This window comes from Enterobacter cloacae complex sp. 382A5, from assembly GCF_050031095.1.
Taxonomy (GTDB): domain Bacteria; phylum Pseudomonadota; class Gammaproteobacteria; order Enterobacterales; family Enterobacteriaceae; genus Enterobacter; species Enterobacter cloacae.
In genome coordinates, this window is the sequence record NZ_JBLGVK010000001.1 from 1095099 (window position 1) to 1118994 (window position 23896).

Sequence of the window (23896 nt, forward strand, 5' to 3'; positions counted from 1 at the left end):
TTGGTCAGGGAGAGAGAAGATGAAGTTAATGAAGCATGGCGTCGCGTTGGCGCTGCTCGCCGCCTGGGGTCTGGCAAGCCTGCCCGCACAGGCGTATGAAAAAGACAAAACGTATAAAATTACGATCCTGCATACCAACGATCACCACGGCCATTTCTGGCGCAGCGAGTACGGCGAATATGGTCTCTCCGCGCAAAAAACGCTGGTGGATGGCATTCGTAAAGAGGTTGCCGCCGAAGGGGGCAGCGTGCTGCTGTTATCGGGGGGCGATATCAATACCGGCGTGCCGGAGTCCGATTTACAGGATGCCGAGCCTGATTTTCGTGGCATGAATTTAATCGGTTACGATGCAATGGCCGTCGGAAACCATGAGTTTGATAACCCACTGAGCGTGCTGCGCCAGCAGGAAAAATGGTCCAAATTCCCGTTCCTCTCCGCCAATATCTATCAGAAAAGCACCGGTGAACGCCTGTTTAAACCGTGGGCGCTGTTTAAGCGTCAGGATCTGAAAATCGCGGTGATTGGCCTCACCACGGACGATACGGCAAAAATTGGCAACCCTGAGTTCTTTACCGATATCGAATTCCGTAAACCGGCAGACGAAGCGAAGCTGGTGATTCAGGAGTTGCAGCAAAATGAAAAACCGGACGTGATCATCGCCACCACCCATATGGGACATTACGACAACGGCGAGCATGGTTCTAACGCACCGGGCGACGTTGAAATGGCGCGCAGCCTCCCTGCGGGCTCGCTGGCAATGATTGTGGGTGGTCACTCACAAGATCCGGTGTGCATGGCCTCGGAGAATAAAAAGCAGGTGGATTATGTTCCGGGCACGCCGTGTGCACCAGACCGTCAGAACGGGATCTGGATTGTGCAGGCGCACGAGTGGGGTAAATACGTTGGCCGTGCCGACTTTGAGTTCCGTAACGGCGAGATGAAACTGGTGCATTATCAGCTCATCCCGGTCAACCTGAAGAAAAAAGTGACCTACCCGGACGGGAAAAGTGAGCGCGTACTCTACACCCCGGAAATCCCCGAGAACCCACAGATGCTCTCCCTGTTAACCCCGTTCCAGAATAAAGGCAAAGCGCAGCTGGACGTGAAAATCGGTACGCTGAACGGGCGTCTGGAAGGGGACCGCAGCAAAGTCCGTTTCGTACAGACCAATATGGGTCACCTGGTGCTGGCGGCACAAATCGCGCGCACCGGCGCTGATTTTGGTGTGATGAGCGGCGGCGGGATCCGTGATTCCATCGAAGGCGGGAATATCACCTATAAAGATGTGCTGAAGGTGCAGCCGTTTGGCAACGTGGTGGTTTATGCCGATATGAGCGGGAAAGAGGTGATTGAGTACCTTACCGCCGTGGCGCAGATGAAGCCGGACTCCGGCGCCTATCCGCAGTTCGCTAACGTCAGCTTTGTGGCCAAAGACGGCAAGCTCAACGATCTCAAAATCAAGGGTGAGCCGGTTGATCCCGCGAAAACCTACCGTCTGGCAACCTTAAGCTTTAACGCCACCGGCGGCGACGGTTATCCGCACATCGATAATAAACCGGGCTATGTGAATACCGGCTTTATTGATGCCGAGGTTCTGAAGCAGTTTATCGAGCAGAATTCACCGATCGACGTGAATGCGTATGAGCCGAAAGGCGAGGTGAGCTGGCAGTAACGTTGTGCGGCCTGATGCCCTCACCCCAACCCTCTCCCACCGGGAGAGGGCGCGAACACAAAAAACGGTAACGTCTGTTACCGTTTTGCTTTTACCTCGCAGCCGCCACCCGGCTTTTTCTTTTAATCCCTGCGCGCAATATCCGCAAACTTCGCATCCAGCATTTTGGCCAGATCGCCTGCGGTCAGTTCGATATCCAGCCCGCGCTTGCCGCCGGAAATATAGATGGTTTCAAATTCCTGCGAAGGGGCGTCAATCAGCGTTGGCAGGCGTTTTTTCTGCCCGAGCGGGCTGATCCCGCCCACCAGATAACCCGTGGTGCGTTGCGCAACCATTGGGTCTGCCATATCTACCTTTTTCGCTCCCAGCGCTTTGGCCACTTTCTTCAGGTCCAGTTGACCAGCCACGGGCGTGACCGCGACGGCGAGATGCTTCATATCGCCATTCACGGCGACCAGCAGCGTTTTATAGACCTGGTCGGCGTTCAGCCCCAGTTTGCGCACCACTTCATCACCAAAATTGGTTTCGTTCGGATCGTGATCGTAAGTGTGGATCCGGAAAGAAATTTTGTTTTTTTCGAGTAATTTAACGGCGGGAGTCATAGCTATCCTTCTTACGACAGACAATTCATGCTGACAGCATACGCCTGACGTTTGTCTAAAAAATAGCACCATCTTGCGCAATAGTATTGGCAGTGATGGTCACTTTGAGCGACAATCGGCTCAACCGAAGGTCTCCTTCGGCATAATAAAAACGATGAAATTCCTCTTTGACGGGCCAATAGAAATATTGGCCATTTTTTTATTTCAGCAGCGACGGCAAATTTCCTTCTCCGTACAAATGTAATGCCCCCACCGCAACCACGTAATGCCCGGCAGGTAACGCATGCAGCGTCTGCCGCCATGCCGCATTGCGTGCATTCATCAGCACATCATACAGCGATTCACTGAACGTCGACGGCAGCGTTAATTTCCCCTCAGCAGGCGGGGCATCCAGCCACCAGCCAATCATGGTTTGCAGCAGACGGGCGTTGGTATGCCAGTGCGTCAGCGTATCATCAAGAAGAATGAGACCGTCATCAGGCAACTGGCGAAGGAGGGCAATCTGGCTATCGGTACCTTCCAGCTCAATGATCGGCAGACGGCGTGCCCGGGCCGCATTCAGCAGCTGGTAATCAATACCGTAATCACCGCGCAGACCCAGACGCTGCGCCTGCGTCGCCTGTAATATCATGGCAATCTGCCAGAGCGGCAGGGTGTCCAGCATCGAGAGCGAAACGCCGGTTTCATCCGCCACGCGTGTCAGTTCGGCGAGCTGAGCCTCGTCCAGACGGTCGGCCAGGGTGAGATCGCTCTCCAGCCCGGCAAAGGGAGACTCGTGGCCTGAAATATCCGCCTCAACCACCAGCGCATCGGCCTGCTTCAGGAGGGATAACAGACCAGAGGGCAGCGGGGACATATCCTGCGTGCCCATATGTATGCTGCCCACCAGGTGCAGATGCTGACCGCCGGGGAGCGAAATATCCATTCCGGGCCAGGTATAACGGCGGGGGAAGAGGGCGCGAAACGATGTTTTTATACGGCGAAACAGACTCATACGCGCTCCATAAACGGAAAGGTTCATGCTAACGCGTGGGGCAGGGCGGCGCAACAGGTGAATGTCGGCACGTTTCGTAAGCCTGCTACGCGCAGCGCCATCAGGTAAAAAAGCCGGGTGGCGCTGCGGTATGAACCGGAAACATGGGTGACACTTTAGACCGGATACATGGGTAACAGTTATAACTGGCATAGAAGAGGAGACTCGCTATGCCCTGGACTGAGACCCGACCTATGCAACGCCTTGATTTTATCCGTGCCTGCCATGCAGGTACGGAGTCTTTTTCAGCCCTCTGCCGTCTCTTCGACATCAGCCGAAAAACCGGTTACAAATGGCTTGAACGTTTTGACCCTTCTGACCTGTCATCTCTCTCTGACCGCTCGCGTGCTCCGCACTCCCACTCCCGGACGGTTCCTGATGCTGTCGCCGGACAGCTTACGGCCCTGAGGCAAAAACATCCTGACTGGGGTCCCAAAAAACTGAGGATGTGGCTCCTCAACCATCATGTCGATTTTACCGTACCGGCTGCCAGCACCATCGGTGATATCCTCAAGCGTGAAGGCCTGGTCCCGGATAAAAAAAGAAAACGCAGAACGCCGGGAAACCGTCAGCCCCTGACGACCATCAGTGAGAACAATCAGGTCTGGAGCGCTGATTTTAAAGGTAAATTCAGGCTACTGAACCGGCAATACTGTCATCCCTTCACCCTGACCGACAATCACAGCCGGTATCTTCTGAGCTGTCAGGGAACGGACCGGGAAAGCGAGCCCTTCGTCAGAAAGTGTCTGACGGATGCGTTCCTGGAATACGGTCTGCCGGAAGTACTCCGGACGGACAACGGTCAGCCTTTCGCAGGAACAGGTATAGCCGGATTAAGCCGCCTTGCGGTCTGGCTAATCAAACTGGGCATCAGACCGGAACGTATCAGAAAGGGGCATCCGGAAGAAAACGGCCGCCATGAGCGAATGCACCGTTCGCTGAAAAGCGCAGTGAAACAGGGCAACACCTTCATGACGATGGAAGAACAACAGCGATGGTTCAGTGACTACCGGGAAGAGTTTAACCACGAAAGGCCACATGAAGCCCTGTCGGGAGCAACGCCCGGAACGGTGTGGCAACCCTCAAGCCGACAATGGGATGGCAGGGTTCCTGAATACACTTATCCGGCAGGGGGTATGGTCTACAGAGTAAAATCGAGGGGAACACTCTATATGGGTAAAAAAGGGACAGTGTTCCTAAGTGAAGCCCTGACTGGCGAGTACATTATGCTGGAAGAACAAGATGATGGCCTGGAGGCCATCATCTTTAATGGAATAACGCTTGCGTACTACGACCGGAAAACCGAGAGTGTGCTCCGGATAGACTAAAAGTGTTACCTATGTTCCCGGTCTGATCTGTCACCTATGTATCCGGTCATACACTGCGCTTCCCCGGCCTACAACGTATTACGCTTTCGGTTTAAAGCGCAGCAGACGGTTGGCGTTGCTCACCACGGTAATGGAGGAGAGCGCCATCGCTGCACCTGCGACCACCGGGTTAAGCAGCGTACCGGTCAGGGGCCACAGAATGCCGGCAGCAATCGGGATACCGAGCGAGTTATAGATAAACGCACCCAGCAGGTTCTGCTTCATGTTGCGCAACGTGGCTTTCGAAATCGCCAGCGCATCGGCAACACCCATCAGGCTGTGTCGCATCAGTGTGATGGCTGCCGTCTCAATGGCAACGTCGCTCCCGCTTCCCATGGCAATCCCCACCTCTGCCTGTGCCAGCGCAGGCGCATCGTTAATACCGTCGCCAACCATCGCGACCTGGCGCCCCTGCTGTTGCAGCGTTTTAATGGCGTCCGCTTTGCCGTCCGGCAGGACACCGGCAATGACTTCATCGATCCCCGCCTCTCTGGCGATGGCGTTGGCCGTGGTTGGGTTATCCCCGGTTAACATCACCAGACGGTAGCCCGCGCGGTGCAGTCGTTGTAAGGCATCCACACTGTCCTGACGTAACGGATCGCGCACGGCCAGCAGGGCCGCAATGTGACCGTCCACCGCAAGCAGCACAGGGGTTGCGCCCTGTGATGCCTGGGCATTCAGTTCACTTTCCAGCGCTGAAGTTGCTATGCCGTTTTCATTCATCAGGGCCTGGTTACCCAGCAGCAATGTGTGTCCTTCGGCCTCACCGCTGACGCCTAATCCGCGCAGGGTGCGGAAGTTGTTCACCTGCGGCAGGCTGGCCTCACCGGCTTTCTCAATGATGGCACGCGCCAGCGGGTGGCTGGAGCCTTGTTCCAGGGCCGCGGCGAGACGCAGCGCGTCAGCCTCCGCGAAGCCTGAGGTATGCACGGATACAACCTGCGGTTTACCTTCGGTCAGGGTACCGGTTTTATCAAAGACCAGCGTGTCGAGAGTGCTGGCGCGTTGCAGGGCGTCGGCATCACGCACCAGCACGCCAAACTCGGCGGCGCGACCCACGCCGGAAATAATCGACATCGGCGTCGCAAGGCCGAGCGCGCAAGGACACGCGATAATCAGTACCGTGGTGGCGATCACCAGGGTATAGACAATTTGCGGCGCCGGGCCGAAGAAATACCAGATAGCCGCGCTCAGCAGCGCAATGCCCACCACCACCGGCACAAAAATGGCGGAGATTTTATCGGCCAGCTGACCTATTTCAGGCTTACTGCTCTGTGCCTGGCGCACCATGCGGATAATACGGGACAGCGTGGTGTGGCTTCCCACCGCACTGGCGGTGAACAGCACGCTGCCGTCCTGCACCACCGTACCGGCATGCACGCCATCACCCTGTGATTTCTGCTGCGGAATGGGTTCCCCGGTGAGCATCGCTTCGTCAAACCAGGCTTCGCCCTGCGTAATGTCTCCGTCCACGGGAACGCGGTCACCGGTGGTCAGACGCAGCGTCATACCGGGCTGAACCTCGGCCAGCGGAACGCTTTTTTCTCCGTCGTCAGTGACCACGCGGGCGGTTGGTGGGGTTAAATCCAGCAGCCGCTCCAGCGCCTTTGAGGAGCGCTGACGGGCACGGGCTTCCAGCATATGGCCCAGGTTAATCAGGCCGATGATCATCGCGCTCGCTTCATAATAGAGATGGCGGGCTTCCATCGGGAACCACTGTGGCCAGACGTTCACGCTCATGGAGTAGAGCCATGCCGCACCCGTGCCGAGGGCCACCAGCGTATCCATGGTTGCGGTGCGGTTTTTCAGGCTCTTCCAGGCGCTGGAGTAGAAATGACCGCCTGCAAATACCATTACACCAAGCGTAATAATACCAATGACCAGCCACAGCGTGCGGTTATCGTCGGTGACCATCATGTTGTCACCGATCATGCCCCACACCATCACCGGGATCCCGACCAGCAGTGCAACAATGGCCTGCCAGCGGAAGCGTTTCATGGTGGCGATAGCCGTTTCCTGCTGGCGTTCGCGGCGTTTGGCATCATCTTCGATGGCCTCTGCGCCATAGCCCGCTTTTTCAACGGCCTGCACTAATTCTGCGGCGGAGGCACTGCCCATGACCAGCGCAGTACGCTCCGCAAGATTGACCCGTGCCTGCGCGACTCCGGGTACCGCCTGCAAGGCATTTTGCACCCGGGAGACGCAGCTGGCGCAGCTCATGCCGTTGATCAGCAGCTGTTGGCTGTCATCGATATCATCAGCTGCCGGAAGCTCAGGAGTGGCCGCTGTCAGTGCTTCCGACGGGGATGATGACTCTGCCAGCGGTTTAGCCTTTGGGTGGCTCAGCTCCGCCCCATAACCTGCCTGTTTGATGGTATCAATCAGCGCTTGCGCACTGGCGCTGCCGGTGACGGCGGCGTGATCGATAGTGACGTCAGCGCTTTCGACATCAGGACGCTGTTCCAGACTTTCTTTTACGCGTTTGACACAGTGGCCGCAGGAGAGGCCGTCCAGTGTCAGGTCAATTGTGTGAGACATAACAAAACTCCCGTATAATGAACTGGTCAGTTGTTGACCGGAGTAACGCTTTTCGCTAACTGTTATGAAGGTTAAACCTTCCATCAAGGGGAAGGTCAAGGGGGAAATGTGAATATCAGCGATGTTGCGAAAAAAACCGGATTGACCAGCAAAGCAATCCGCTTTTATGAAGAGAAGGGGCTGGTGACGCCGCCGCTGCGCAGCGAAAACGGCTACCGTAGCTACACGCAACTGCATCTGGACGAGCTGACCTTACTGCGTCAGGCGCGTCAGGTGGGTTTTAACCTTGAAGAGTGCGGTGAGCTGGTGAATCTGTTCAACGATCCAAAACGCCACAGCGCAGATGTAAAAAAAAGGACGCTGGAAAAAGTGGCGGAGATTGAACGGCACATTACGGAACTGGAAGCGATGCGCAAGCAGCTGCTGGCGCTGGCGGAATCCTGTCCGGGAGATGACAGCGCCGACTGCCCGATTATCGATAATCTTGCCGGCTGCTGTCATCGTAAGGCGCAGGCTTAGCAGGCTTTAACCCGAAGCGTAATCCCTTCCACCGCGATGACCTCAACCCGCGTCCCGGCGCTGAGGTCATCGTCGGCCACCACCGGCCAGGAGCTATCGCCCACGCGCATATGTCCGCGGCCGTTCACCAGAGCAGTCTCAAGCGTAAAGCGCTGGCCGACGATCTGCTGTCCACGCTGATTGAGATGGGTATCCAGCGGTTTTTGCTCGTTAACCTGACGGTTCAGCCAGCGCCACCACAGCCAGGCGGCCACCAGCGTCAGCACGGCAAACAGCGCGCCCTGCCACGCCCAGTCCAGGGGGAGCAGCCAGACCAGCAGCCCGGTAATCACCGCGGCCACACCGCTCCAGAGCAGATAACCGTTGCCACCAAGCATCTCTGCGGCCAGCAGTAAGCCACCCAGGCTTAGCCAGAAAGCATGAGGATGTGCGACGATCAGCTCAATCATTTTTTGCGCTCGTTTCCGCTGTCTTTGATAAGTTCAGCAATCCCGGCGATGGAGCCCATCAGACTGCTGGCATCCAGCGGCATCATCACCACTTTGCTGTTATTTGCCGAGCCTATCTCTTTCAGCGCATCGGTATATTTTTGCGCGACAAAGTAGTTAACGGCCTGGATGTCACCGGCGGCAATGGCCTCGGATACCATCTGGGTTGCGCGGGCTTCCGCTTCGGCAGAACGTTCACGCGCCTCTGCCTGCAAGAAGGCAGACTGGCGATCCCCTTCCGCTTTCAGAATTTGCGACTGTTTTTCCCCTTCGGCTTTCAGGATCTCCGCCTGACGCACCCCTTCGGCTTCCAGAATATAGGCGCGCTTGGTTCGTTCTGCCTTCATCTGGGCGTTCATCGAAGCGATAAGCTCCGCAGGCGGGCGAACGTCCCGGATTTCAATGCGGGTGACTTTAATGCCCCACGGGTTTGTCGCTTCATCAACAATGTGCAGCAGACGGGTGTTGATGCTGTCACGCTGAGAGAGCATTTCGTCCAGCTCCATAGAGCCGAGTACCGTACGGATGTTGGTCATTGTCAGATTAACAATCGCCAGCTCCAGGTTGCTCACCTCATAGGCGGCTTTGGGCGCATCAATTACCTGAATAAAACAGACGGCATCGATGGTGACGTTGGCGTTATCCTTCGAAATAACTTCCTGCGAGGGGATATCCAACACTTGTTCCATCATGTTGATCTTGCGACCAATTCTGTCCATGAAGGGAACAATCAGGCTCAAACCTGGCTGGAGTGTATTGGTGTAGCGGCCGAAGCGTTCAACGGTCCACTGATATCCCTGCGGGACAATTTTGACCCCGGCGCCCACAATAACCAGCGCAACGAATATAAGGACAGGAACAACGATAAGCATAAAAACCTCCTGTTTTGCATGCTGTTGATGAGTAAAAATGCATGTTTATTGTTCATCAGTATATCGGCTATCGGGCTGAAATTCGCCTCTGAAAATAGGCTGGGAAGGGACAAAGGATTATGCTACAGACGATTTTTACCAGAAGCGGTTAACGGAAGCGGAATGAACGATCAAAAAAACATATTACATCTCAGGGATGTCGGGTTTCGTGTTGGGGGGAATACGATCCTTCAGCACGTCGAATTTTGCCTTTCACCGGGCGAGTTTAAATTAATCACCGGGCCGTCAGGCTGCGGCAAAAGCACGTTACTGAAAATTGTGGCTTCACTGCTAAGTCCTACGGAGGGAACCGTTCTGTTTGAGGGCCACGATATTGCGACCCTCTCCCCGGAACGCTATCGCCAGCAGGTCTCTTATTGTGTACAGACCCCTTCACTGTTCGGCGAAACGGTCTATGACAACCTGATCTTCCCGTGGCAGATTCGCCAGCAAACGCCGGAGCCGGATAAATTTATCGCTGACCTGGCCCGCTTTGGCCTGGCGCAGGAGACATTGACCAAATCCATTAATGAGCTCTCCGGGGGCGAAAAGCAGCGCGTTTCGCTGATTCGTAACCTGCAGTTTTTACCTAAGGTGCTGCTGCTGGACGAGATCACCAGCGCGCTGGATGAGGCCAACAAGCGCAACGTGAACGACATCATCCATCGCTACGCCAGTGAACAAAATATTGCCGTGCTGTGGGTGACGCACGACGCAAATGAAATTGCCCATGCGGATGATGTCATCACGCTGCAGCCGCAGGGTGGGAAATGGCAGGAGGCAAACCATGGGTGAGCATAATATCACCAACGCATCGCTGGCGTTTTCGATGGTGTTGGTACTGGTGGCGATTTTAGTGAGCTACCGGGAAAAGCTGGGGCTGGAGAAAGATATCCTCTGGAGCATCTGCCGCGCGGTGATTCAGCTCATCATCGTTGGCTATGTGCTGAAGTACATCTTTAACGTCAACCACGCGGTGCTGACGCTGCTGATGGTGCTGTTTATCTGCTTCAACGCAGCGTGGAATGCGCAGAAGCGCAGCAAATATATCGATAAGGCGTTTGTCTCGTCATTTATTGCCATTACGACCGGGACCGCGCTGACGCTGGCGGTGCTGGTGCTATCTGGCTCTATTGAGTTTACGCCGATGCAGGTGATCCCCATCTCCGGGATGATCGCCGGGAACGCCATGGTGGCGGTAGGGCTGTGCTACAACAACCTTGGCCAGCGCTTCAGCAGTGAGCAACAGAAGCTGCAGGAGAAGTTAAGCCTGGGGGCCACGCCAAAAGTGGCGTCGGCGCGGCTGATTCGTGAGAGTATCCGCGCGTCGCTGATCCCTACGGTGGATTCGGCGAAAACGGTCGGGCTGGTGAGTCTGCCGGGGATGATGTCAGGGCTGATCTTCGCCGGGATTGATCCGGTGAAAGCGATCAAATATCAGATCATGGTGACCTTTATGCTGCTCTCCACGGCGAGCCTGTCGACCATCATTGCCTGTTATCTGACGTATAGGAAGTTCTACAACGCGCGCCACCAGCTGGTGGTCACACAGCTAAAAAAAGCGGATTAAGCCTGTTTGTTTAGGCCCGGTAAGCGTGAGCGCCACCGGGCATTTTTTTTAGTAGAGCAGCGCGTACAGCTGACGACGGTACTTCGAGGCCAGCGCATCGCCGGTACCCAGCGCGGCCAGGATCTCCTGGAACATTTTCCGCGCCTGACCGTCTGCGGCCGCCAGATCGTTTTGCAGATGGCTGAACAGCAATTCCAGCGCCTCTTCGTTTCGACCCACCTGATGCAGCTGGAGTGCCAGCTGGCTTGCCAGCGCTGCGTCGGCCGGGTTATCGGCAACCTGCTGCTGGAGTTGCTGGATTTCCGGGGTATCCGCCGCCTGTTTCAGCAGATCAATTTGCGCCACCAGGCCCTGATAGCGGGTGTCCTGATCCTGCAACGGGATCGTTTTTAGCACGGCTTCGGCATCTTCTGAGCGGTGCAGGGCAATCTGCGTTTCAGCCAGCAGCAGGCCAATCTGGCTGTTCTGCTTAGAAATCTGCCAGGCGTCTTTCAACAGCGGCAGGGCTTCGTCGTATTTACCTTCCTGCATCAGCGCCATGGCTTCTTGCGCTTTTAGCTCCTCCTCACGCGGCAGCACTTTATCCAGCAGGGCGCGGATCGCCTCTTCAGGCTGCGGTCCCTGGAAGCCATCAACAGGCTGTCCATTCTGGAAAAGATAGACCGTGGGGATGGCGCGCAGGCCAAACTGAGAGGCCACCATGGGTTCTGCATCACAGTCCAGTTTGGCGAGAATGAACTGGCCATTGTATTGCGCGGCAAGGCTTTCGAGGACCGGCGTCAGCTGCAGACAGTGTTGGCTGCGTTCAGACCAGAAGTAGAACAGTACCGGTTTAACCATCGACTGTTCGAGGACCTGTTGCAGGTTTGCTTCAGTAATATTGACGATATTCTGTACGGACATGCGGCATTCTCTTTTATCGGTTTGTTATTTACATGGGGGTGAGCGTCGTCGCTTCAACTCAACCGTGTAAAATTTTGTCCATCATCCGGCCCGGCAGCAGACGTTTTAACCAGCCTACGGCATAGGTGACCAGCGTTACCGGATAGCGCATTTTTGGGTTATCGCTCTCAAAAGCATGGCGCACTTTCGCGACAACCGCTTCCGGCCCAAGGGTAAAACGTGCGGCGATGCCGGGGTTTTCGACCGGTTTGTCCGCCTGCGTCTGGTTGACGTTATCCGTAAAACGGGTGCGGATGGGGCCGGGTTCAATCAGGCTCACCTTAATCCCGCTGTGACGCAACTCCATGCGCAGGGCGTCCGACCATGCTTCCAGCGCATATTTGCTGGCGGCATACGCGCCGCGGCCGGGGGTAGAAATCAGCCCCATCACCGAGGAGGTCATCACGATACGCCCTTCACCGTGAGGCAGCATCGCCGGAAGCAGGTGCATGGTGAGCTGATGCACACCGAAAAAGTTGCTGGAAAACTGTTGTTCAAGCTGTTCGCGGGAGATCGTATTCAGCGGGCCATAGAGACCGTAACCGGCATTATTGAACAGACCGTACAGACGGTTGCCGGTAAGGGCGATCACCTCATCGGCGGCGCGTTCAACGCTTTCCGGTGAGTCCAGATCCAGTAACACGCTGGTGAACCCCATCCCGTTGAGGCGTTCCACATCGTCAGGTTTACGGCAGGCCGCCAGCACCTGAAATCCCTGACGCTTTAATTCGAGCGCGCTTTCAAGACCAATTCCGCTGGAACATCCTGTAATTAAGACCGATTTTTGCATAACTTTACCTGTCAGGATCTCCGCTTAATCAGGAGTCATGGTTAACTAAAGGAGCCAGCCGCGTTGCCATCCAGTCGGCAATAAACGGCTGTGCATCGCGATTGGGGTGGATCCCGTCATCCTGCATCCAGTTGGGTTTGAGATAGACCTCTTCCATGAAAAATGGCAGCAGCGGAATATCAAACTCGTTGGCAAGCTTAGGGTAGATCGCGCTAAAGGCTTCATTATACCGACGACCGTAGTTGGCGGGCAGGCGAATTTGCATCAGCAGCGGCTGGGCGTTCGCCGCTTTAATGTCCTTCAGGATGGTGCGCAGGGTTTGTTCCGTTTGCTGAGGCTGGAAGCCACGCAATCCGTCGTTACCGCCCAGCTCCACCAGTACCCATCGCGGTTGATGCTGTTTGAGCAAGGCTGGCAGACGCGACAAGCCCTGTTGCGAGGTATCACCGCTGATGCTGGCGTTGATAACAGACGTTTTGCTCTGCCATTTTTCGTTGAGCAGAGCCGGCCAGGCCGCACTGGCCGCCATACGATAGCCTGCGCTGAGGCTGTCGCCGAGAACCAGTAACGTGTCCGCTGCCGCCGCGCGGAAAGTCATCAGAATCAAAAACAGGAAGGGCAAATGCCAGCGGAAAACATTGTTGAAGTTCATCGTCTTAAGAAGTCCGTCGGTCAGGGGGAACACGAGCTTTCCATCCTCACCGGAGTTGAACTCGTTGTCAAACCTGCCGAAACCATTGCGCTGATTGGCGAATCCGGTTCCGGTAAGTCCACGCTGCTGGCTATTCTGGCCGGACTGGACGACGGCAGCAGCGGCGAGGTTAACCTGGTCGGACAGCCGCTGCATCAGCTTGATGAAGAGGCGCGTGCCGCGCTACGTGCCCGTCACATCGGCTTTGTGTTTCAGTCCTTCATGCTGATCCCCACCCTGAACGCTCTGGAAAATGTTGAGTTGCCCGCGCTGCTGCGCGGAGAAAGCAGCCGTGAAAGCCGCGATCATGCGAAGGCATTGCTGGAACAGCTGGGGCTGGGGAAACGCCTTGACCATCTTCCGGCGCAGCTTTCCGGTGGAGAGCAGCAACGCGTGGCGCTGGCCCGCGCATTTAATGGTCGCCCGGAGGTGCTGTTTGCCGATGAACCCACCGGGAACCTGGACCGTAAAACCGGCGATAAGATTGCCGATCTGCTGTTCTCGCTCAACCGGGAACATGGCACCACGCTGATTCTGGTCACGCACGATCCGCAGTTGGCCGCCCGCTGCGATCGCCGCCTGCGGCTGGTCAACGGTGAATTGCAGGAGGAAGCATGATTGCCCGCTGGTTCTGGCGCGAGTGGCGCTCGCCTTCGCTGCTGATCGTCTGGCTGGCGTTAAGCCTGGCGGTGGCCTGCGTGCTGGCGCTGGGCAGCGTCAGCGATCGCATGGAGAAAGGGCTTAGCCAGCAAAGCCGCGAATTTATGGCGGGCGACAGGGCGCTGCAAAGCTCGCGCTCCGTCCCGCCGGGCTGGATCGACGAAGCGCGCAAGCGGGGGCTCAAGGTCGGGGAGCAGATAAGCTTCCAGACCATGACCTTCGCCGGTGACACGCCGCAGCTGGCCAGCGTCAAAGCCGTGGATAATATCTACCCGATGTACGGTGAACTGCAGACCAGCCCGCCAGGCGTCAAGCCGAAACCCGGTACGGTGCTGCTGGCGCCGCGACTGATGGCGCTGCTGAACCTGAAAACAGGTGACAGCATCGACGTGGGGGACGCGACGCTGACCATTGCCGGGGAGGTGGTTCAGGAACCCGATTCCGGCTTCAACCCGTTCCAGCTCGCCCCACGCTTGCTGATGAACACCGCAGACGTGGCGAAAACCAACGCCGTCCAGCCGGGGAGCCGTGTCACCTGGCGCTATAAGTTTGGCGGCACGCCTGCGCAGCTGGAGGCGTATGAAAAATGGCTTCTGCCGCAGTTAAAACCGGAGCACCGCTGGTACGGGCTTGAGCAGGATGAAGGCGCGCTCGGCAAGTCTCTTGAACGCTCTCAGCAGTTCCTGCTGCTCTCGGCGCTGTTAACCCTGCTGCTGGCCGTCGCGGCGGTAGCCGTGGCGATGGGACACTACTGCCGCAGCCGTTACGATCTGGTGGCGATCCTCAAAACTCTTGGCGCGGGCAGGGCGCAATTGCGGAGGCTGATTGTCGGCCAGTGGCTGATGGTGCTGGCGCTGTCGGCCGTCACCGGTGGGGCGACAGGTCTGCTGTTTGAAAAGCTGCTGATGATGCTCCTGAAACCGGTACTGCCTGCCGCGCTGCCGCCAGCAAGCCTCTGGCCGTGGCTGTGGGCGATTGGCGCGATGACCGTGATTTCATTGCTGGTGGGGTTGCGCCCGTACCGGCTCCTGCTCGCCACTCAGCCGCTGCGCGTGCTGCGCCGCGATGTGGTGGCCAGCGTCTGGCCGCTCAAATACTACCTGCCGGTGATGATAGCCGTGGTGATCGGGCTCCTTGCCTGGCTGATGGGCGGGAGTACCCTGCTGTGGGCCGTGCTGGTCGGGGCGGTGGTTCTGGCGCTGCTGTGTGGCATGCTGGGCTGGATGTTGCTCACTGTTCTGAAAAGGATGACGATTAAATCCCTTCCCGTGCGGCTGGCGGTGAACCGTCTGCTGCATCAGCCGTGGTCAACGCTGAGCCAGCTTTCGGCGTTTTCGCTCTCGTTTATGCTGCTGGCGCTTTTGCTGGTGCTGCGCGGCGATCTGCTGGATCGCTGGCAACAGCAGCTTCCGCCGGAAAGCCCGAACTATTTTCTGATCAATATTGCTCCAGAACAGGTGACGCCACTGAAGGGTTTTCTCTCTGAGCATCACATTATTCCCGAGTCGTTCTATACGATCGTGCGTGCGCGCCTGACGCAGATCAACGGTCAGTCGACGGAGGGAAATAAAGATGAGTCGCTCAACCGTGAGCTAAACCTGACCTGGCAGGAGAAGCGCCCGGATCACAACCCGATCACCGCCGGAAGCTGGCCGCCAAAGGCCGGGGAAGTGTCGATGGAAGAGGGGCTGGCAAAGCGTCTGAATGTGAAGCTGGGAGATAGCGTGACCTTTACCGGCGACACGCAGGATTTCAGCGCCAGAGTGACCAGCCTGCGCAAAGTGGACTGGGAAAGCCTGCGGCCAAACTTCTTCTTTATCTTCCCTGTCGGGGCGCTGGATGGACAGCCGCAGAGCTGGCTCACCAGCTTCCGCTGGGAAAACGGCAACGGCATGTTGACGCAGCTTAACCGGGAATTCCCGACGGTCAGCCTGCTGGACATCGGCGCGATACTGAAACAGGTCGGTCAGGTGCTGGAGCAGGTCAGCCGCGCGCTGGAGGTAATGGTGGTGCTGGTGACGATTTGCGGCGTGCTGTTGCTACTGGCACAGGTGCAGGTTGGCATGCGTCAGCGTCATCAGGAGCTGGTGGTCTACCGTACGCTGGGAGCCGGCAAGCGCCTGCTGAGGGCTACGCTGTGGAGCGAGTTCGCCCTGCTGGGGCTGGTGGCAGGCCTGGTGGCCGCCATTGGCGCAGAGGCGGCGCTGGCAGTGCTGCAGTCGAAAGTCTTCGACTTCCCGTGGGAGCCAGACTGGCGCCTGTGGCTGACGCTGCCGGTGTGCGGTGCGCTTTTGCTTTCACTTTGCGGCGGCTGGCTTGGAACGCGGCTGTTAAAAGGCAAGGCACTGTTCCGCCAGTTTGTCAGTTAGTTCACAGACGTGATGGTTGCGTACCGGTTTAAATGCTGGTGCGCAGCCCGTTAACAGCACAAATCGATAATACCCACTCATTTAGTAGCACAAAACATTAAAAACCCGCCCACACAGCCCGATTATTTCCAGTTAATATTCACACGCTAAATATTTAGCAGCGTGTCTATTAAGGAAAAATAATGACTATAAAAACAACCGCGCTGGCGACAGCTATTGGCGCAGCAGTGGCATTAACCTCCTTCGCATCTCAGGCGGAAATCACGGTTCTTAAGCAAGATCCTCAGGCGGGTAACCCGCTGAGCCGTCTGAACTTTACCGTTGGCGGCAGTATTCGTCCTCAGTTCCAGAACATGACGGGCGACGACGGTAAAAACAGCTACAAACGTAACGGTTTCGACGGCGGCACCCGTTTCCGTTTTGCGGCAGATTACTATCTGTTCGACGACATCAGCTGGATCAGCTACTACGAACTGGGTGTGAATATCCCTGCCCAGTTCAACTGGGATCATCACTATGCCGAGGGTGCCCACGACACCACGCGCCGTATGCTCTACACCGGCCTGAAGAGCGACACCTGGGGTACGCTGACCTTCGGTCAACAGAACAGCGTGTACTATGATGTGGTGGGTGTGAAAACCGATATCTGGGACTACGACATGATCGGTCAGGCACCAGGTAACGGTATCAACGGCGACTACGATGGCTCTTATCGTTCACGCAATATGCTGAAATATAAGAAAACCGTTGGCGATGCTGATATCTACGCCTCTTACCTGTTTGAAGACAGCGAATACCTGCCGGGCAACGGTCTGCGCTACAAGCGTAAAGGCGGCGGTTCCCTGGGTATCGATTACCACCTGACCACCGATCTGACCTGGGGCGCGGCATGGAACTACACCCGTGCGGATATGCGTAACCCGGACAACGGCGACAGCAAAACCTATGACCAGAACATCCTCGGTACCGCGCTCAGCTGGACACCGGATAACTGGACCTTCTCTGCTGGCGGCGGCTGGTACCAGAACTTCCTGACCACCAAAAAAGTGTCTGTTAACGACTACTTTGCCGGTGACGCATGGGGTATCGAATACTTCGCAGGGTACAAATTCCCAATCAATCAGTATGCGGTTAAATCCATCCAGCCATACTTCATGGGTGACCGTATCGAGTACGTGAACGGCCGTAACTACCAGCGCATCGACAACGGTGTGGGTATCAGCTTCCAGCTGGACTACGGTTTCCGTGTGGATTACGAACACGTGTTCACCTCCAGCACCGACAACCTGGGCGATATGAACCTGGTGCGTCTGCGTTACGACTTCTAAGGTCGAAGCACAGGGTGCGGTTTGATGCCCTCACCCTGACCCTCTCCCACAGGGAGAGGGTACAAACATTAAAAACGGCAACCAGGTTGCCGTTTTGCTTTTACCTCGCCACCCGGCTTTCTTTTAGCGATCAAGCCAGTCAGCGACCTCGCCATACGTCCCGCGATATACAATCTTTTCTGCCTTCTTCTCCAGCTGATAGCCGTACATCGGGTCGTAATAATCTCTGAGCAGCGGCGCAAGCCAGCTAAAATGTGCGTCAGTGCTGCCAGAGCGTTGTTGTTCCAGCAGCGCGGAATCTAACAGCGCGGTGAATTCCGCATAACGCTGCAGCCCCAGACGGCGGCGAATGGCGAACAGACCGTGGTGCAGGTACTCGCTATACTCCTTCCAGCCTGCCTCTTCGCCGTAGGCGGCAGAAAAATCGGCCCACATATGGTCGAAATACTCTTCGCGCAGGCGCTCAAGACGAATGTCAAACGGATCCTCTACCACCACGATAGGGGCTTCGGCCATCCGGTCGCGCAGGCATTCCGGCAGATGGTTAGAGCCAATCATCCTGCCCTCATCCTCCAGCACCCAACGTGCGGCATCTTTTTTCAACAGCTCGACGGCCAGATGATTTTCAAAGCTTGCCTGGGAAAGCTGTGGCGTCAGCGTGCGGCCAAACGATGAGCCGCGATGGTGGGCCAGCCCTTCCAGATCGATCCCCTGCGCGTGCTGCTTCACCAGCAACGTTTTACCGTTTCCGGTACAGCCGCCGATAAGCACCATCGGTTTTTGTGACTGCTCAATAGTGACTTGAATCGCCGTCTGACGCAGGGCTTTATAGCCGCCGCGGATCAGCGGGTAATCCACGCCCGCCTCTTTCAGCCAGGCCTGCGTGATATGCGAGCGCTGTCCGCCGCGCGCACAGCAGATAAAGCCCTCAGGTCGGGCAAGACAGGCTTCGCGCCAGGCGTTGATCCGGGCCTCCCGCGTGTCGCCGTTCACCAGACTATGACCGAGCGCCAGCGCAGCGTCGGGCCCCTGGCGTTTGTAGCAGGTCCCCACGGCGGCGCGTTCGTCGTCGTTCATTAAAGGCAGGTTGATTGCCGCAGGCATCGCACCCTGCGCAAATTCGATCGGCGCGCGAACGTCAATCAAAGGGGTATCGGACGCGAGTATCGCGCGATAATCCGTTCCATCGTTCATGGTTATTCCAGAAATCAAAACAGCAATGGAGGGGGATTTTACGCGCGTGAGGAGAGGCCGGGGAAGGGGAAGATCAACTCCCCGGCAATTATCGCTTATTTGAGCTTTGATTGCGCCCAGACAATCCCGCTTGCGTATTCCGGCGGCAGGAGAGGGATCATCGCTTCCAGGGTAGCGCTCAGGCGGCCTGCGTCGCTGTCGTTCAGGTTCAGGTGACCCACTTTACGCCCCGGACGAACCTCTTTGTCGTACCAGTGCAGGTGCACCAGCGGCAGCTTCAGCCAGTCGTAGTTCAGATCGGTACCGATCAGGTTGATCATCACTGAAGGGCTGTTAACCACCGGCTGCGGCAGCGGCAGGTCAGTAATGGCGCGCAGGTGCAGCTCAAACTGGCTGATTGATGCGCCGTTTTGCGTCCAGTGACCGCTGTTGTGAACGCGCGGTGCCAGTTCGTTGATCAGCAGACCAGACGGCGTTACAAAACACTCCATCGCCATCACGCCCACATAACCCAGTTCATGCATAATGGCCGAGAGCATCTCTTCAGCCTGGGCCTGCTGTTCAGCATTGGCCTGCGGGAAGGCGACGCTGGTGCGTAAGATCCCGTCCTGATGCAGGTTATGGGTCAGAGGATAAAATACGGTACGCCCGTCGTGGCCGCGAGCGCCAACCAGCGACACTTCACCGCTGAAATTGATGCCCTGCTCAACGATGCACTCTCCGTAGCACTCTTCCGGCAGTTCGGCGGTTTCGTGCGCGCGCAAACGCCACTGTCCGCGGCCGTCATAACCGCCGACGCGACGCTTTACAATCGCCAGTTCGCCCAGCATAGCGAAGACATCGTTCCACTCGCTTTTATCAGACAGCAACTGCCACGGCGCGGTCGCCAATCCGAGCTTGTCGAACAGCTGTTTTTGCGTCAGACGGTCAGCAATGATTGGGAACACGTCGCGGTTCACAAAAGCGTTATGGCGCGCCAGTTCACGGGTCAGCGCGGTTTCCGGCCAGCGTTCAATCTCAGCGGTAATGACGCTCTGGTGGAACGGCACGGCTTCGGGTTCGGCATCCAGACCGACCGGCCAGACGGCAATACCCAGCGGTTCACCGGCCTGGCGCAGCATGCGGCCTAACTGACCGTTACCGAGGACGCAAACCTGCTTCATGCCGCACCCCGCGGGTCCGGGTTGTCCAGCACCTCGTCGGTCTGGGCTTTACGCCAGTCCGCCAGACGCTGATGTAAGGCTTTATCGTGCGTCGCCAGGATCTGCGCTGCCAGCAGAGCCGCGTTTGCCGCGCCCGCTTTGCCGATGGCCAGCGTACCCACAGGAATACCACGCGGCATCTGCACGATGGAGTAAAGGCTGTCGACACCGCTCAGTGCGGCGCTCTGCACCGGAACACCCAGTACCGGCACCAGCGTTTTGGCGGCAATCATGCCCGGCAGATGAGCTGCACCACCCGCACCGGCAATGATCACCTCGTAACCGTTCTCTTGCGCACTTTCGGCAAAGCTGAACAGTTTATCCGGCGTGCGGTGTGCGGAAACCACTTCAACGTGGTGAGGAACATTCAGGATTTCAAAGATTTCGGCGGCGAACTGCATGGTAGCCCAGTCGCTTTTGGACCCCATCACGATGGCGACACGCGCCGGATTATTGCGGGAAGACATGCGTCTTAAAACTCCTGTGGTGCGAAACACACTGCTTTCGAGGGCACAGAGAATAGCATGTAATACGGGCAAGGAAAACGGTTGCGCGGTTAAAAACCGAGCCGTTGTGGTGCGCGGGAATAACAAAACAGACCGCATTCAGGCGGTCTGTTTTGAGAAGTTACTGAAGATCCCCTGCGGTCAGGTTCTCTTTGTCGAATGCGTGGCTGACATCAATATGATTCACCATGCTGGTGTCGATATTCGAGCCGGCTTCGGGTACACAGAAGCCATTCTCTGCTGCCATCGCGCCAGTGGACAGTCCAGCGACCAGCAGCAGGGCACTTACGATGCTGATTTTTTTCATTCTCTTTCCTTCCTCATCGTCTTGTCGCTGTCGCGGATCTACTGGCGGCACGGCAAACGGCGATCTTATTTGGTCAGTTCTGCAGTCATGTGCACGCGGTTATTGAACTGTGCGCTGGTGATTTTGTAAGACGCGCCCTGTTCAGCAGCCTGAGCGGCAATTTTCGCTTCTGCACGATCCAGGGTTGAGGCTGTCGCGCTAACGCTTTGTGCGAAAGAACCGAAAGAGATCAGAGACAGAGCGGCAACTGCAACGAAAGTTTTGATAGATTTCATGGTCGTAATCCTTAAGTGTTTTGTTTGGGATAGGGCGTGTTGCCCTGATGTGATAAATGATAGGCCGACCACGGGCTGATTAAAATCGAAACAATTTGCCGATATCGTTCAAAAAAATAGAATGAGTTTTGCGGGAGAGATTAAAACGGGAAAGCGATCAGTTCCACACCTTCAGGCGTGACTTTCACCATCGATCCTTCGCTGTGCCACGCGCCCAGTACCACACGGTGAGCCGGTTCGCCGTTGGCGACCAACGTATGCACGTCGGGACGGTGGGTATGACCGTGGATTAACCACTGGACGTGGTGTTTCTCCATCACGTTGACCACTGCCTGCGGGTTGACGTCCATGATGGTCATCGACTTACTGCTGTTGGCGGCTTTACTGCCCGCGCGCATTCTGGCGGCGATACGGTTACGGATAAACAGCGGCAGGGCAAGGAACACCTTTTGGATCCACGGGGTGTGGACCTTCGCGCGAAACGCCTGATAGCCGGTATCGTCCGTACAGAGCGTGTCACCGTGCATGATCAGGACTTTTCGACCATAGAGGTCAAGCACCTGTTCTTCTGGCAGCAGCGTCATGCCGCTTTCCCGGGCGTAGCGAGGGCCGACCAGAAAATCGCGGTTGCCGTGAATGAAGTAGCAGGGAACGCCGGAGGTGACCAGCGCGTGAATGGCGGCAGCCATTTCACGGTGCAGCGGGTTGGGGTCGTCGTCGCCGATCCAGGCTTCAAACAGGTCGCCAAGGATGTAAAGCGCGTCGGCGTGTCTGGCTTCACCCGCTAAAAAACGCAGAAAACCGGCGGTGATCGCCGGTTCTTCTGTTTGCAGGTGCAAATCTGCAATAAAGAGTGTCGCCACGAATTACTCGCTGACGGTCACGCTGGTAATCACAACGTCTTCTTTTGGAACGTCCTGATGCATGCCGCTGCGGCCGGTGGAAACGGCTTTGATCTTGTCGACCACGTCCATGCCTTCAACCACTTCTGCGAATACGCAGTAGCCCCAACCCTGCAGGCTTTCGCCGGAGAAGTTCAGGAAGTCGTTGTCAGCCACGTTGATGAAGAACTGCGCGGTGGCAGAGTGAGGAGCCTGAGTACGCGCCATCGCCAGCGTGCCGCGGGTGTTTTTCAGGCCGTTATTGGCTTCGTTTTTGATCGCTTCTTTTGTTTCTTTCTGCTTCATACCCGGTTCAAAACCGCCGCCCTGGATCATAAAGCCGTTGATCACACGGTGGAAAATGGTGTTGTTGTAGAAACCTTCGCGGCAGTAGTCCAGGAAGTTTTTAACTGTTTCAGGCGCTTTGTCATCAAAGGTTTTGATTACGATATCGCCATGATTAGTGTGGAAAGTAACCATTTTTGCATCCTGTTCCGTTATTGTGGTACGTCGACCCGCGTTCGGGTCAGATATAGGGGCCTGTTATAGCATAACCACAGGATGCGATCACCTTGCATTGTGTGCTGCTTCGGGTTTGAATTACGGGTAGAATACCCGGTTTTCGTCCACACACGTGTTTACATGGAATCTTCGATGTTAAAAATCTTTAATACAATGACGCGCCAGAAAGAGGAATTTAAACCTATCCATGCCGGGGAAGTCGGCATGTACGTGTGTGGTATTACGGTTTACGATCTCTGTCATATCGGCCATGGCCGTACCTTTGTCGCATTCGATGTCGTGTCGCGTTACCTGCGTTTCCTCGGGTATAACCTGAAGTACGTGCGTAACATCACCGATATTGACGACAAAATCATCAAGCGCGCTAATGAAAATGGCGAAAGCTTTGTCGCGCTGGTGGATCGTATGATCGTTGAGATGCACAAGGATTTCGACGCGTTAAACATTTTGCGCCCGGACAGCGAGCCGCGTGCGACCCACCATATTCACGAAATTATCGAGATCACGGAAAAGCTGATTGAACGCGGCCACGCGTACGTTGCGGACAATGGCGACGTGATGTTCTCAGTGCCAACCGATCCTACCTACGGCTCGCTTTCCCGTCAGGATCTTGACCAACTGCAGGCTGGCGCCCGCGTTGACGTGGTTGACGTGAAGCGTAACCCAATGGACTTCGTGCTGTGGAAGATGTCCAAAGAGGGCGAACCAAGCTGGCCATCTCCATGGGGAGAAGGGCGTCCGGGCTGGCACATTGAGTGCTCGGCGATGAACTGCAAACAGCTGGGCAAACATTTTGACATTCACGGCGGCGGTTCAGACCTCATGTTCCCGCACCACGAAAACGAAATCGCGCAGTCCACCTGTGCGCACGGCGGCGAGTATGTGAACTACTGGATGCACTCCGGGATGGTGATGGTTGACCGCGAGAAGATGTCTAAATCGCTGGGCAACTTCTTCACCGTGCGTGACGTGCTGAAGTATTACGATGCGGAAACCGTGCGTTACTTTTTGATGTCGGGCCACTACCGCAGCCAGCTGAACTACAGTGAAGAGAACCTGAAACAGGCACGCTCTGCGCTGGAGCGTCTGTACACTGCGTTGCGCGGTACCGACAAGTCCGTGGAGGCCGCGGGCGGCGAGGCGTTTGAGGCCCGCTTTGTTGAGGTGATGAACGATGATTTCAACACCCCGGAAGCCTACTCGGTGCTGTTCGATATGGCGCGTGAAGTCAACCGTCTGAAGTCAGAAGATATGGCGGCGGCGAATGCGCTGGCTTCTCACCTGCGTAAACTCTCTTCCGTGCTTGGCCTGCTGGAACAGGAGCCGGATGCCTTCCTGCAGAGCGGTGCGCAGGCGGATGACGGTGAAGTGGCAGAGATTGAAGCGCTGATTAACGCGCGTCTGGAAGCCCGTCAGGCGAAAGACTGGGCGGCAGCAGATGCAGCGCGCAATCGCCTGACCGAGATGGGGATCATCCTGGAAGATGGCCCACAGGGGACCACCTGGCGCCGTAAGTAATTTTCCCCTCA

Annotated in this window: 24 protein-coding genes; 9 read left to right on the forward strand and 15 right to left on the reverse strand. The window is 56.5% G+C overall.

Annotated features, from left to right (window positions below; translation table 11 throughout):
• Positions 1-19: 19 nt before the first annotated feature.
• Positions 20-1672: a bifunctional UDP-sugar hydrolase/5'-nucleotidase UshA gene (gene ushA, locus ACQG2G_RS05165; protein WP_013095904.1), complete on the forward strand. Its 1653-nt coding sequence runs from the start codon at positions 20-22 to the stop codon at positions 1670-1672.
• A gap of 122 nt (positions 1673-1794) precedes the next feature.
• Here the strand turns inward: ushA and ybaK are convergent, their stop codons facing one another.
• Together ybaK and ACQG2G_RS05175 are read right to left on the reverse strand one after the other, a co-directional pair.
• Positions 1795-2274, reverse strand: coding sequence for a Cys-tRNA(Pro)/Cys-tRNA(Cys) deacylase YbaK (ybaK, locus tag ACQG2G_RS05170; protein WP_061772951.1), 480 nt, complete (start codon positions 2272-2274; stop codon positions 1795-1797).
• Positions 2275-2473: 199 nt separating this feature from the next.
• Positions 2474-3268 (reverse strand): TraB/GumN family protein, encoded by a 795-nt coding sequence (locus ACQG2G_RS05175; RefSeq protein ID WP_013095905.1) that lies wholly within the window; start codon positions 3266-3268, stop codon positions 2474-2476.
• 209 nt (positions 3269-3477) lie between these two features.
• Here ACQG2G_RS05175 and ACQG2G_RS05180 point away from each other — a divergent pair, with 209 nt between their 5' ends.
• Positions 3478-4635 (forward strand): DDE-type integrase/transposase/recombinase, encoded by a 1158-nt coding sequence (locus ACQG2G_RS05180; RefSeq protein WP_061772952.1) that lies wholly within the window; start codon positions 3478-3480, stop codon positions 4633-4635.
• Positions 4636-4713: 78 nt separating this feature from the next.
• Here ACQG2G_RS05180 and copA read toward each other — a convergent pair whose 3' ends face one another.
• Positions 4714-7212, reverse strand: a complete 2499-nt coding sequence (gene copA / locus ACQG2G_RS05185) for a copper-exporting P-type ATPase CopA (protein ID WP_040021500.1) — start codon at positions 7210-7212, stop codon at positions 4714-4716.
• A 108-nt stretch (positions 7213-7320) separates the two neighbouring features.
• Here copA and cueR point away from each other — a divergent pair, with 108 nt between their 5' ends.
• Positions 7321-7731 carry a Cu(I)-responsive transcriptional regulator gene (cueR, locus tag ACQG2G_RS05190; protein WP_013095907.1) on the forward strand — a complete coding sequence of 137 codons (411 nt, stop codon included), beginning with the start codon at positions 7321-7323 and terminating at the stop codon, positions 7729-7731.
• Here cueR and ACQG2G_RS05195 read toward each other — a convergent pair.
• Together ACQG2G_RS05195 and ACQG2G_RS05200 are read right to left on the reverse strand one after the other, a co-directional pair.
• Positions 7728-8180 carry an NfeD family protein gene (locus tag ACQG2G_RS05195; protein WP_020685017.1) on the reverse strand — a complete coding sequence of 151 codons (453 nt, stop codon included), beginning with the start codon at positions 8178-8180 and terminating at the stop codon, positions 7728-7730. The two genes, cueR and ACQG2G_RS05195, sit on opposite strands and share 4 nt — an antisense overlap.
• Positions 8177-9091, reverse strand: a complete 915-nt coding sequence (locus tag ACQG2G_RS05200; protein WP_008499312.1) for an SPFH domain-containing protein — start codon at positions 9089-9091, stop codon at positions 8177-8179. The genes ACQG2G_RS05195 and ACQG2G_RS05200 overlap by 4 nt, the downstream gene beginning before the upstream one ends.
• Positions 9092-9253: 162 nt before the next feature.
• Here ACQG2G_RS05200 and fetA point away from each other — a divergent pair, with 162 nt between their 5' ends.
• The gene (fetA, locus tag ACQG2G_RS05205; RefSeq protein ID WP_061771681.1) at positions 9254-9925 is read left to right on the forward strand and encodes an iron efflux ABC transporter ATP-binding subunit FetA; all 672 of its coding nucleotides are present in this window, start codon (positions 9254-9256) and stop codon (positions 9923-9925) included.
• Positions 9918-10700 carry an iron efflux ABC transporter permease subunit FetB gene (gene fetB, locus ACQG2G_RS05210; RefSeq protein ID WP_020685020.1) on the forward strand — a complete coding sequence of 261 codons (783 nt, stop codon included), beginning with the start codon at positions 9918-9920 and terminating at the stop codon, positions 10698-10700. Before fetA ends, fetB begins: the two co-directional genes overlap by 8 nt.
• A 48-nt stretch (positions 10701-10748) precedes the next feature.
• Here fetB and ACQG2G_RS05215 read toward each other — a convergent pair whose 3' ends face one another.
• From ACQG2G_RS05215 to tesA, 3 genes are read right to left on the reverse strand one after another with little or no spacing between them, the layout of a single operon-like run.
• Entirely contained in the window at positions 10749-11603 is an 855-nt protein-coding gene (locus tag ACQG2G_RS05215) for a co-chaperone YbbN (protein WP_048970985.1), read from the reverse strand.
• A 58-nt stretch (positions 11604-11661) separates the two neighbouring features.
• Complete coding sequence (locus ACQG2G_RS05220; RefSeq protein ID WP_061771682.1) at positions 11662-12432, reverse strand: SDR family oxidoreductase; 771 nt, start codon at positions 12430-12432, stop codon at positions 11662-11664.
• Between the two features lie 28 nt (positions 12433-12460).
• Positions 12461-13084: a multifunctional acyl-CoA thioesterase I/protease I/lysophospholipase L1 gene (tesA, locus tag ACQG2G_RS05225; RefSeq protein ID WP_013095913.1), complete on the reverse strand. Its 624-nt coding sequence runs from the start codon at positions 13082-13084 to the stop codon at positions 12461-12463.
• Here tesA and ybbA point away from each other — a divergent pair.
• The 3 genes from ybbA (at position 13055) to ACQG2G_RS05240 (ending at position 17480) form a co-directional block, all read left to right on the forward strand.
• Positions 13055-13741 carry a putative ABC transporter ATP-binding protein YbbA gene (gene ybbA / locus ACQG2G_RS05230; protein ID WP_013095914.1) on the forward strand — a complete coding sequence of 229 codons (687 nt, stop codon included), beginning with the start codon at positions 13055-13057 and terminating at the stop codon, positions 13739-13741. The genes tesA and ybbA overlap by 30 nt on opposite strands.
• Positions 13738-16152, forward strand: a complete 2415-nt coding sequence (ybbP, locus tag ACQG2G_RS05235) for a putative ABC transporter permease subunit YbbP (RefSeq protein WP_061771683.1) — start codon at positions 13738-13740, stop codon at positions 16150-16152. Before ybbA ends, ybbP begins: the two co-directional genes overlap by 4 nt.
• A gap of 182 nt (positions 16153-16334) precedes the next feature.
• Positions 16335-17480, forward strand: coding sequence for a porin (locus ACQG2G_RS05240; protein ID WP_013095916.1), 1146 nt, complete (start codon positions 16335-16337; stop codon positions 17478-17480).
• 123 nt (positions 17481-17603) lie between these two features.
• Here the strand turns inward: ACQG2G_RS05240 and mnmH are convergent, their stop codons facing one another.
• The 7 genes from mnmH to ppiB form a co-directional block, all read right to left on the reverse strand.
• Positions 17604-18674: a tRNA 2-selenouridine(34) synthase MnmH gene (gene mnmH / locus ACQG2G_RS05245; RefSeq protein WP_020685023.1), complete on the reverse strand. Its 1071-nt coding sequence runs from the start codon at positions 18672-18674 to the stop codon at positions 17604-17606.
• Positions 18675-18769: 95 nt separating this feature from the next.
• Positions 18770-19837: a 5-(carboxyamino)imidazole ribonucleotide synthase gene (purK, locus tag ACQG2G_RS05250; RefSeq protein WP_013095918.1), complete on the reverse strand. Its 1068-nt coding sequence runs from the start codon at positions 19835-19837 to the stop codon at positions 18770-18772.
• On the reverse strand, positions 19834-20343 hold the full coding sequence (gene purE, locus ACQG2G_RS05255; RefSeq protein WP_013095919.1) for a 5-(carboxyamino)imidazole ribonucleotide mutase: 510 nt from the start codon (positions 20341-20343) through the stop codon (positions 19834-19836). Before purE ends, purK begins: the two co-directional genes overlap by 4 nt.
• 160 nt (positions 20344-20503) lie before the next feature.
• A complete protein-coding gene (locus ACQG2G_RS05260) occupies positions 20504-20689 on the reverse strand; it encodes a hypothetical protein (protein WP_013095920.1) in 186 nt (61 codons plus the stop codon).
• A 65-nt stretch (positions 20690-20754) separates the two neighbouring features.
• The gene (locus ACQG2G_RS05265; RefSeq protein ID WP_013095921.1) at positions 20755-20964 is read right to left on the reverse strand and encodes a YdgH/BhsA/McbA-like domain containing protein; all 210 of its coding nucleotides are present in this window, start codon (positions 20962-20964) and stop codon (positions 20755-20757) included.
• A 140-nt stretch (positions 20965-21104) separates the two neighbouring features.
• Positions 21105-21827: a UDP-2,3-diacylglucosamine diphosphatase gene (gene lpxH / locus ACQG2G_RS05270; RefSeq protein WP_029882625.1), complete on the reverse strand. Its 723-nt coding sequence runs from the start codon at positions 21825-21827 to the stop codon at positions 21105-21107.
• A gap of 3 nt (positions 21828-21830) precedes the next feature.
• Positions 21831-22325, reverse strand: a complete 495-nt coding sequence (ppiB, locus tag ACQG2G_RS05275) for a peptidylprolyl isomerase B (protein WP_020685026.1) — start codon at positions 22323-22325, stop codon at positions 21831-21833.
• 174 nt (positions 22326-22499) lie between these two features.
• On the opposite strand from ppiB, the gene cysS reads away from it, so the two are divergent.
• Positions 22500-23885 (forward strand): cysteine--tRNA ligase, encoded by a 1386-nt coding sequence (gene cysS / locus ACQG2G_RS05280; RefSeq protein WP_020685027.1) that lies wholly within the window; start codon positions 22500-22502, stop codon positions 23883-23885.
• Positions 23886-23896 lie beyond the last annotated feature (11 nt).

Coding starts and splice junctions, on each gene's coding strand:
- ushA (WP_013095904.1), top strand. CDS start 20: ATGAAGTTAATGAAGCATGGCGTCGCGTTGGCGCTGCTCGCCGCCTGG.
- ybaK (WP_061772951.1), bottom strand. CDS start 2,274: ATGACTCCCGCCGTTAAATTACTCGAAAAAAACAAAATTTCTTTCCGG.
- ACQG2G_RS05175 (WP_013095905.1), bottom strand. CDS start 3,268: ATGAGTCTGTTTCGCCGTATAAAAACATCGTTTCGCGCCCTCTTCCCC.
- ACQG2G_RS05180 (WP_061772952.1), top strand. CDS start 3,478: ATGCCCTGGACTGAGACCCGACCTATGCAACGCCTTGATTTTATCCGT.
- copA (WP_040021500.1), bottom strand. CDS start 7,212: ATGTCTCACACAATTGACCTGACACTGGACGGCCTCTCCTGCGGCCAC.
- ACQG2G_RS05195 (WP_020685017.1), bottom strand. CDS start 8,180: ATGATTGAGCTGATCGTCGCACATCCTCATGCTTTCTGGCTAAGCCTG.
- ACQG2G_RS05200 (WP_008499312.1), bottom strand. CDS start 9,091: ATGCTTATCGTTGTTCCTGTCCTTATATTCGTTGCGCTGGTTATTGTG.
- fetA (WP_061771681.1), top strand. CDS start 9,254: ATGAACGATCAAAAAAACATATTACATCTCAGGGATGTCGGGTTTCGT.
- fetB (WP_020685020.1), top strand. CDS start 9,918: ATGGGTGAGCATAATATCACCAACGCATCGCTGGCGTTTTCGATGGTG.
- ACQG2G_RS05215 (WP_048970985.1), bottom strand. CDS start 11,603: ATGTCCGTACAGAATATCGTCAATATTACTGAAGCAAACCTGCAACAG.
- ACQG2G_RS05220 (WP_061771682.1), bottom strand. CDS start 12,432: ATGCAAAAATCGGTCTTAATTACAGGATGTTCCAGCGGAATTGGTCTT.
- ybbA (WP_013095914.1), top strand. CDS start 13,055: ATGCCAGCGGAAAACATTGTTGAAGTTCATCGTCTTAAGAAGTCCGTC.
- tesA (WP_013095913.1), bottom strand. CDS start 13,084: ATGAACTTCAACAATGTTTTCCGCTGGCATTTGCCCTTCCTGTTTTTG.
- ybbP (WP_061771683.1), top strand. CDS start 13,738: ATGATTGCCCGCTGGTTCTGGCGCGAGTGGCGCTCGCCTTCGCTGCTG.
- ACQG2G_RS05240 (WP_013095916.1), top strand. CDS start 16,335: ATGACTATAAAAACAACCGCGCTGGCGACAGCTATTGGCGCAGCAGTG.
- mnmH (WP_020685023.1), bottom strand. CDS start 18,674: ATGAACGATGGAACGGATTATCGCGCGATACTCGCGTCCGATACCCCT.
- purK (WP_013095918.1), bottom strand. CDS start 19,837: ATGAAGCAGGTTTGCGTCCTCGGTAACGGTCAGTTAGGCCGCATGCTG.
- purE (WP_013095919.1), bottom strand. CDS start 20,343: ATGTCTTCCCGCAATAATCCGGCGCGTGTCGCCATCGTGATGGGGTCC.
- ACQG2G_RS05260 (WP_013095920.1), bottom strand. CDS start 20,689: ATGAAAAAAATCAGCATCGTAAGTGCCCTGCTGCTGGTCGCTGGACTG.
- ACQG2G_RS05265 (WP_013095921.1), bottom strand. CDS start 20,964: ATGAAATCTATCAAAACTTTCGTTGCAGTTGCCGCTCTGTCTCTGATC.
- ppiB (WP_020685026.1), bottom strand. CDS start 22,325: ATGGTTACTTTCCACACTAATCATGGCGATATCGTAATCAAAACCTTT.
- cysS (WP_020685027.1), top strand. CDS start 22,500: ATGTTAAAAATCTTTAATACAATGACGCGCCAGAAAGAGGAATTTAAA.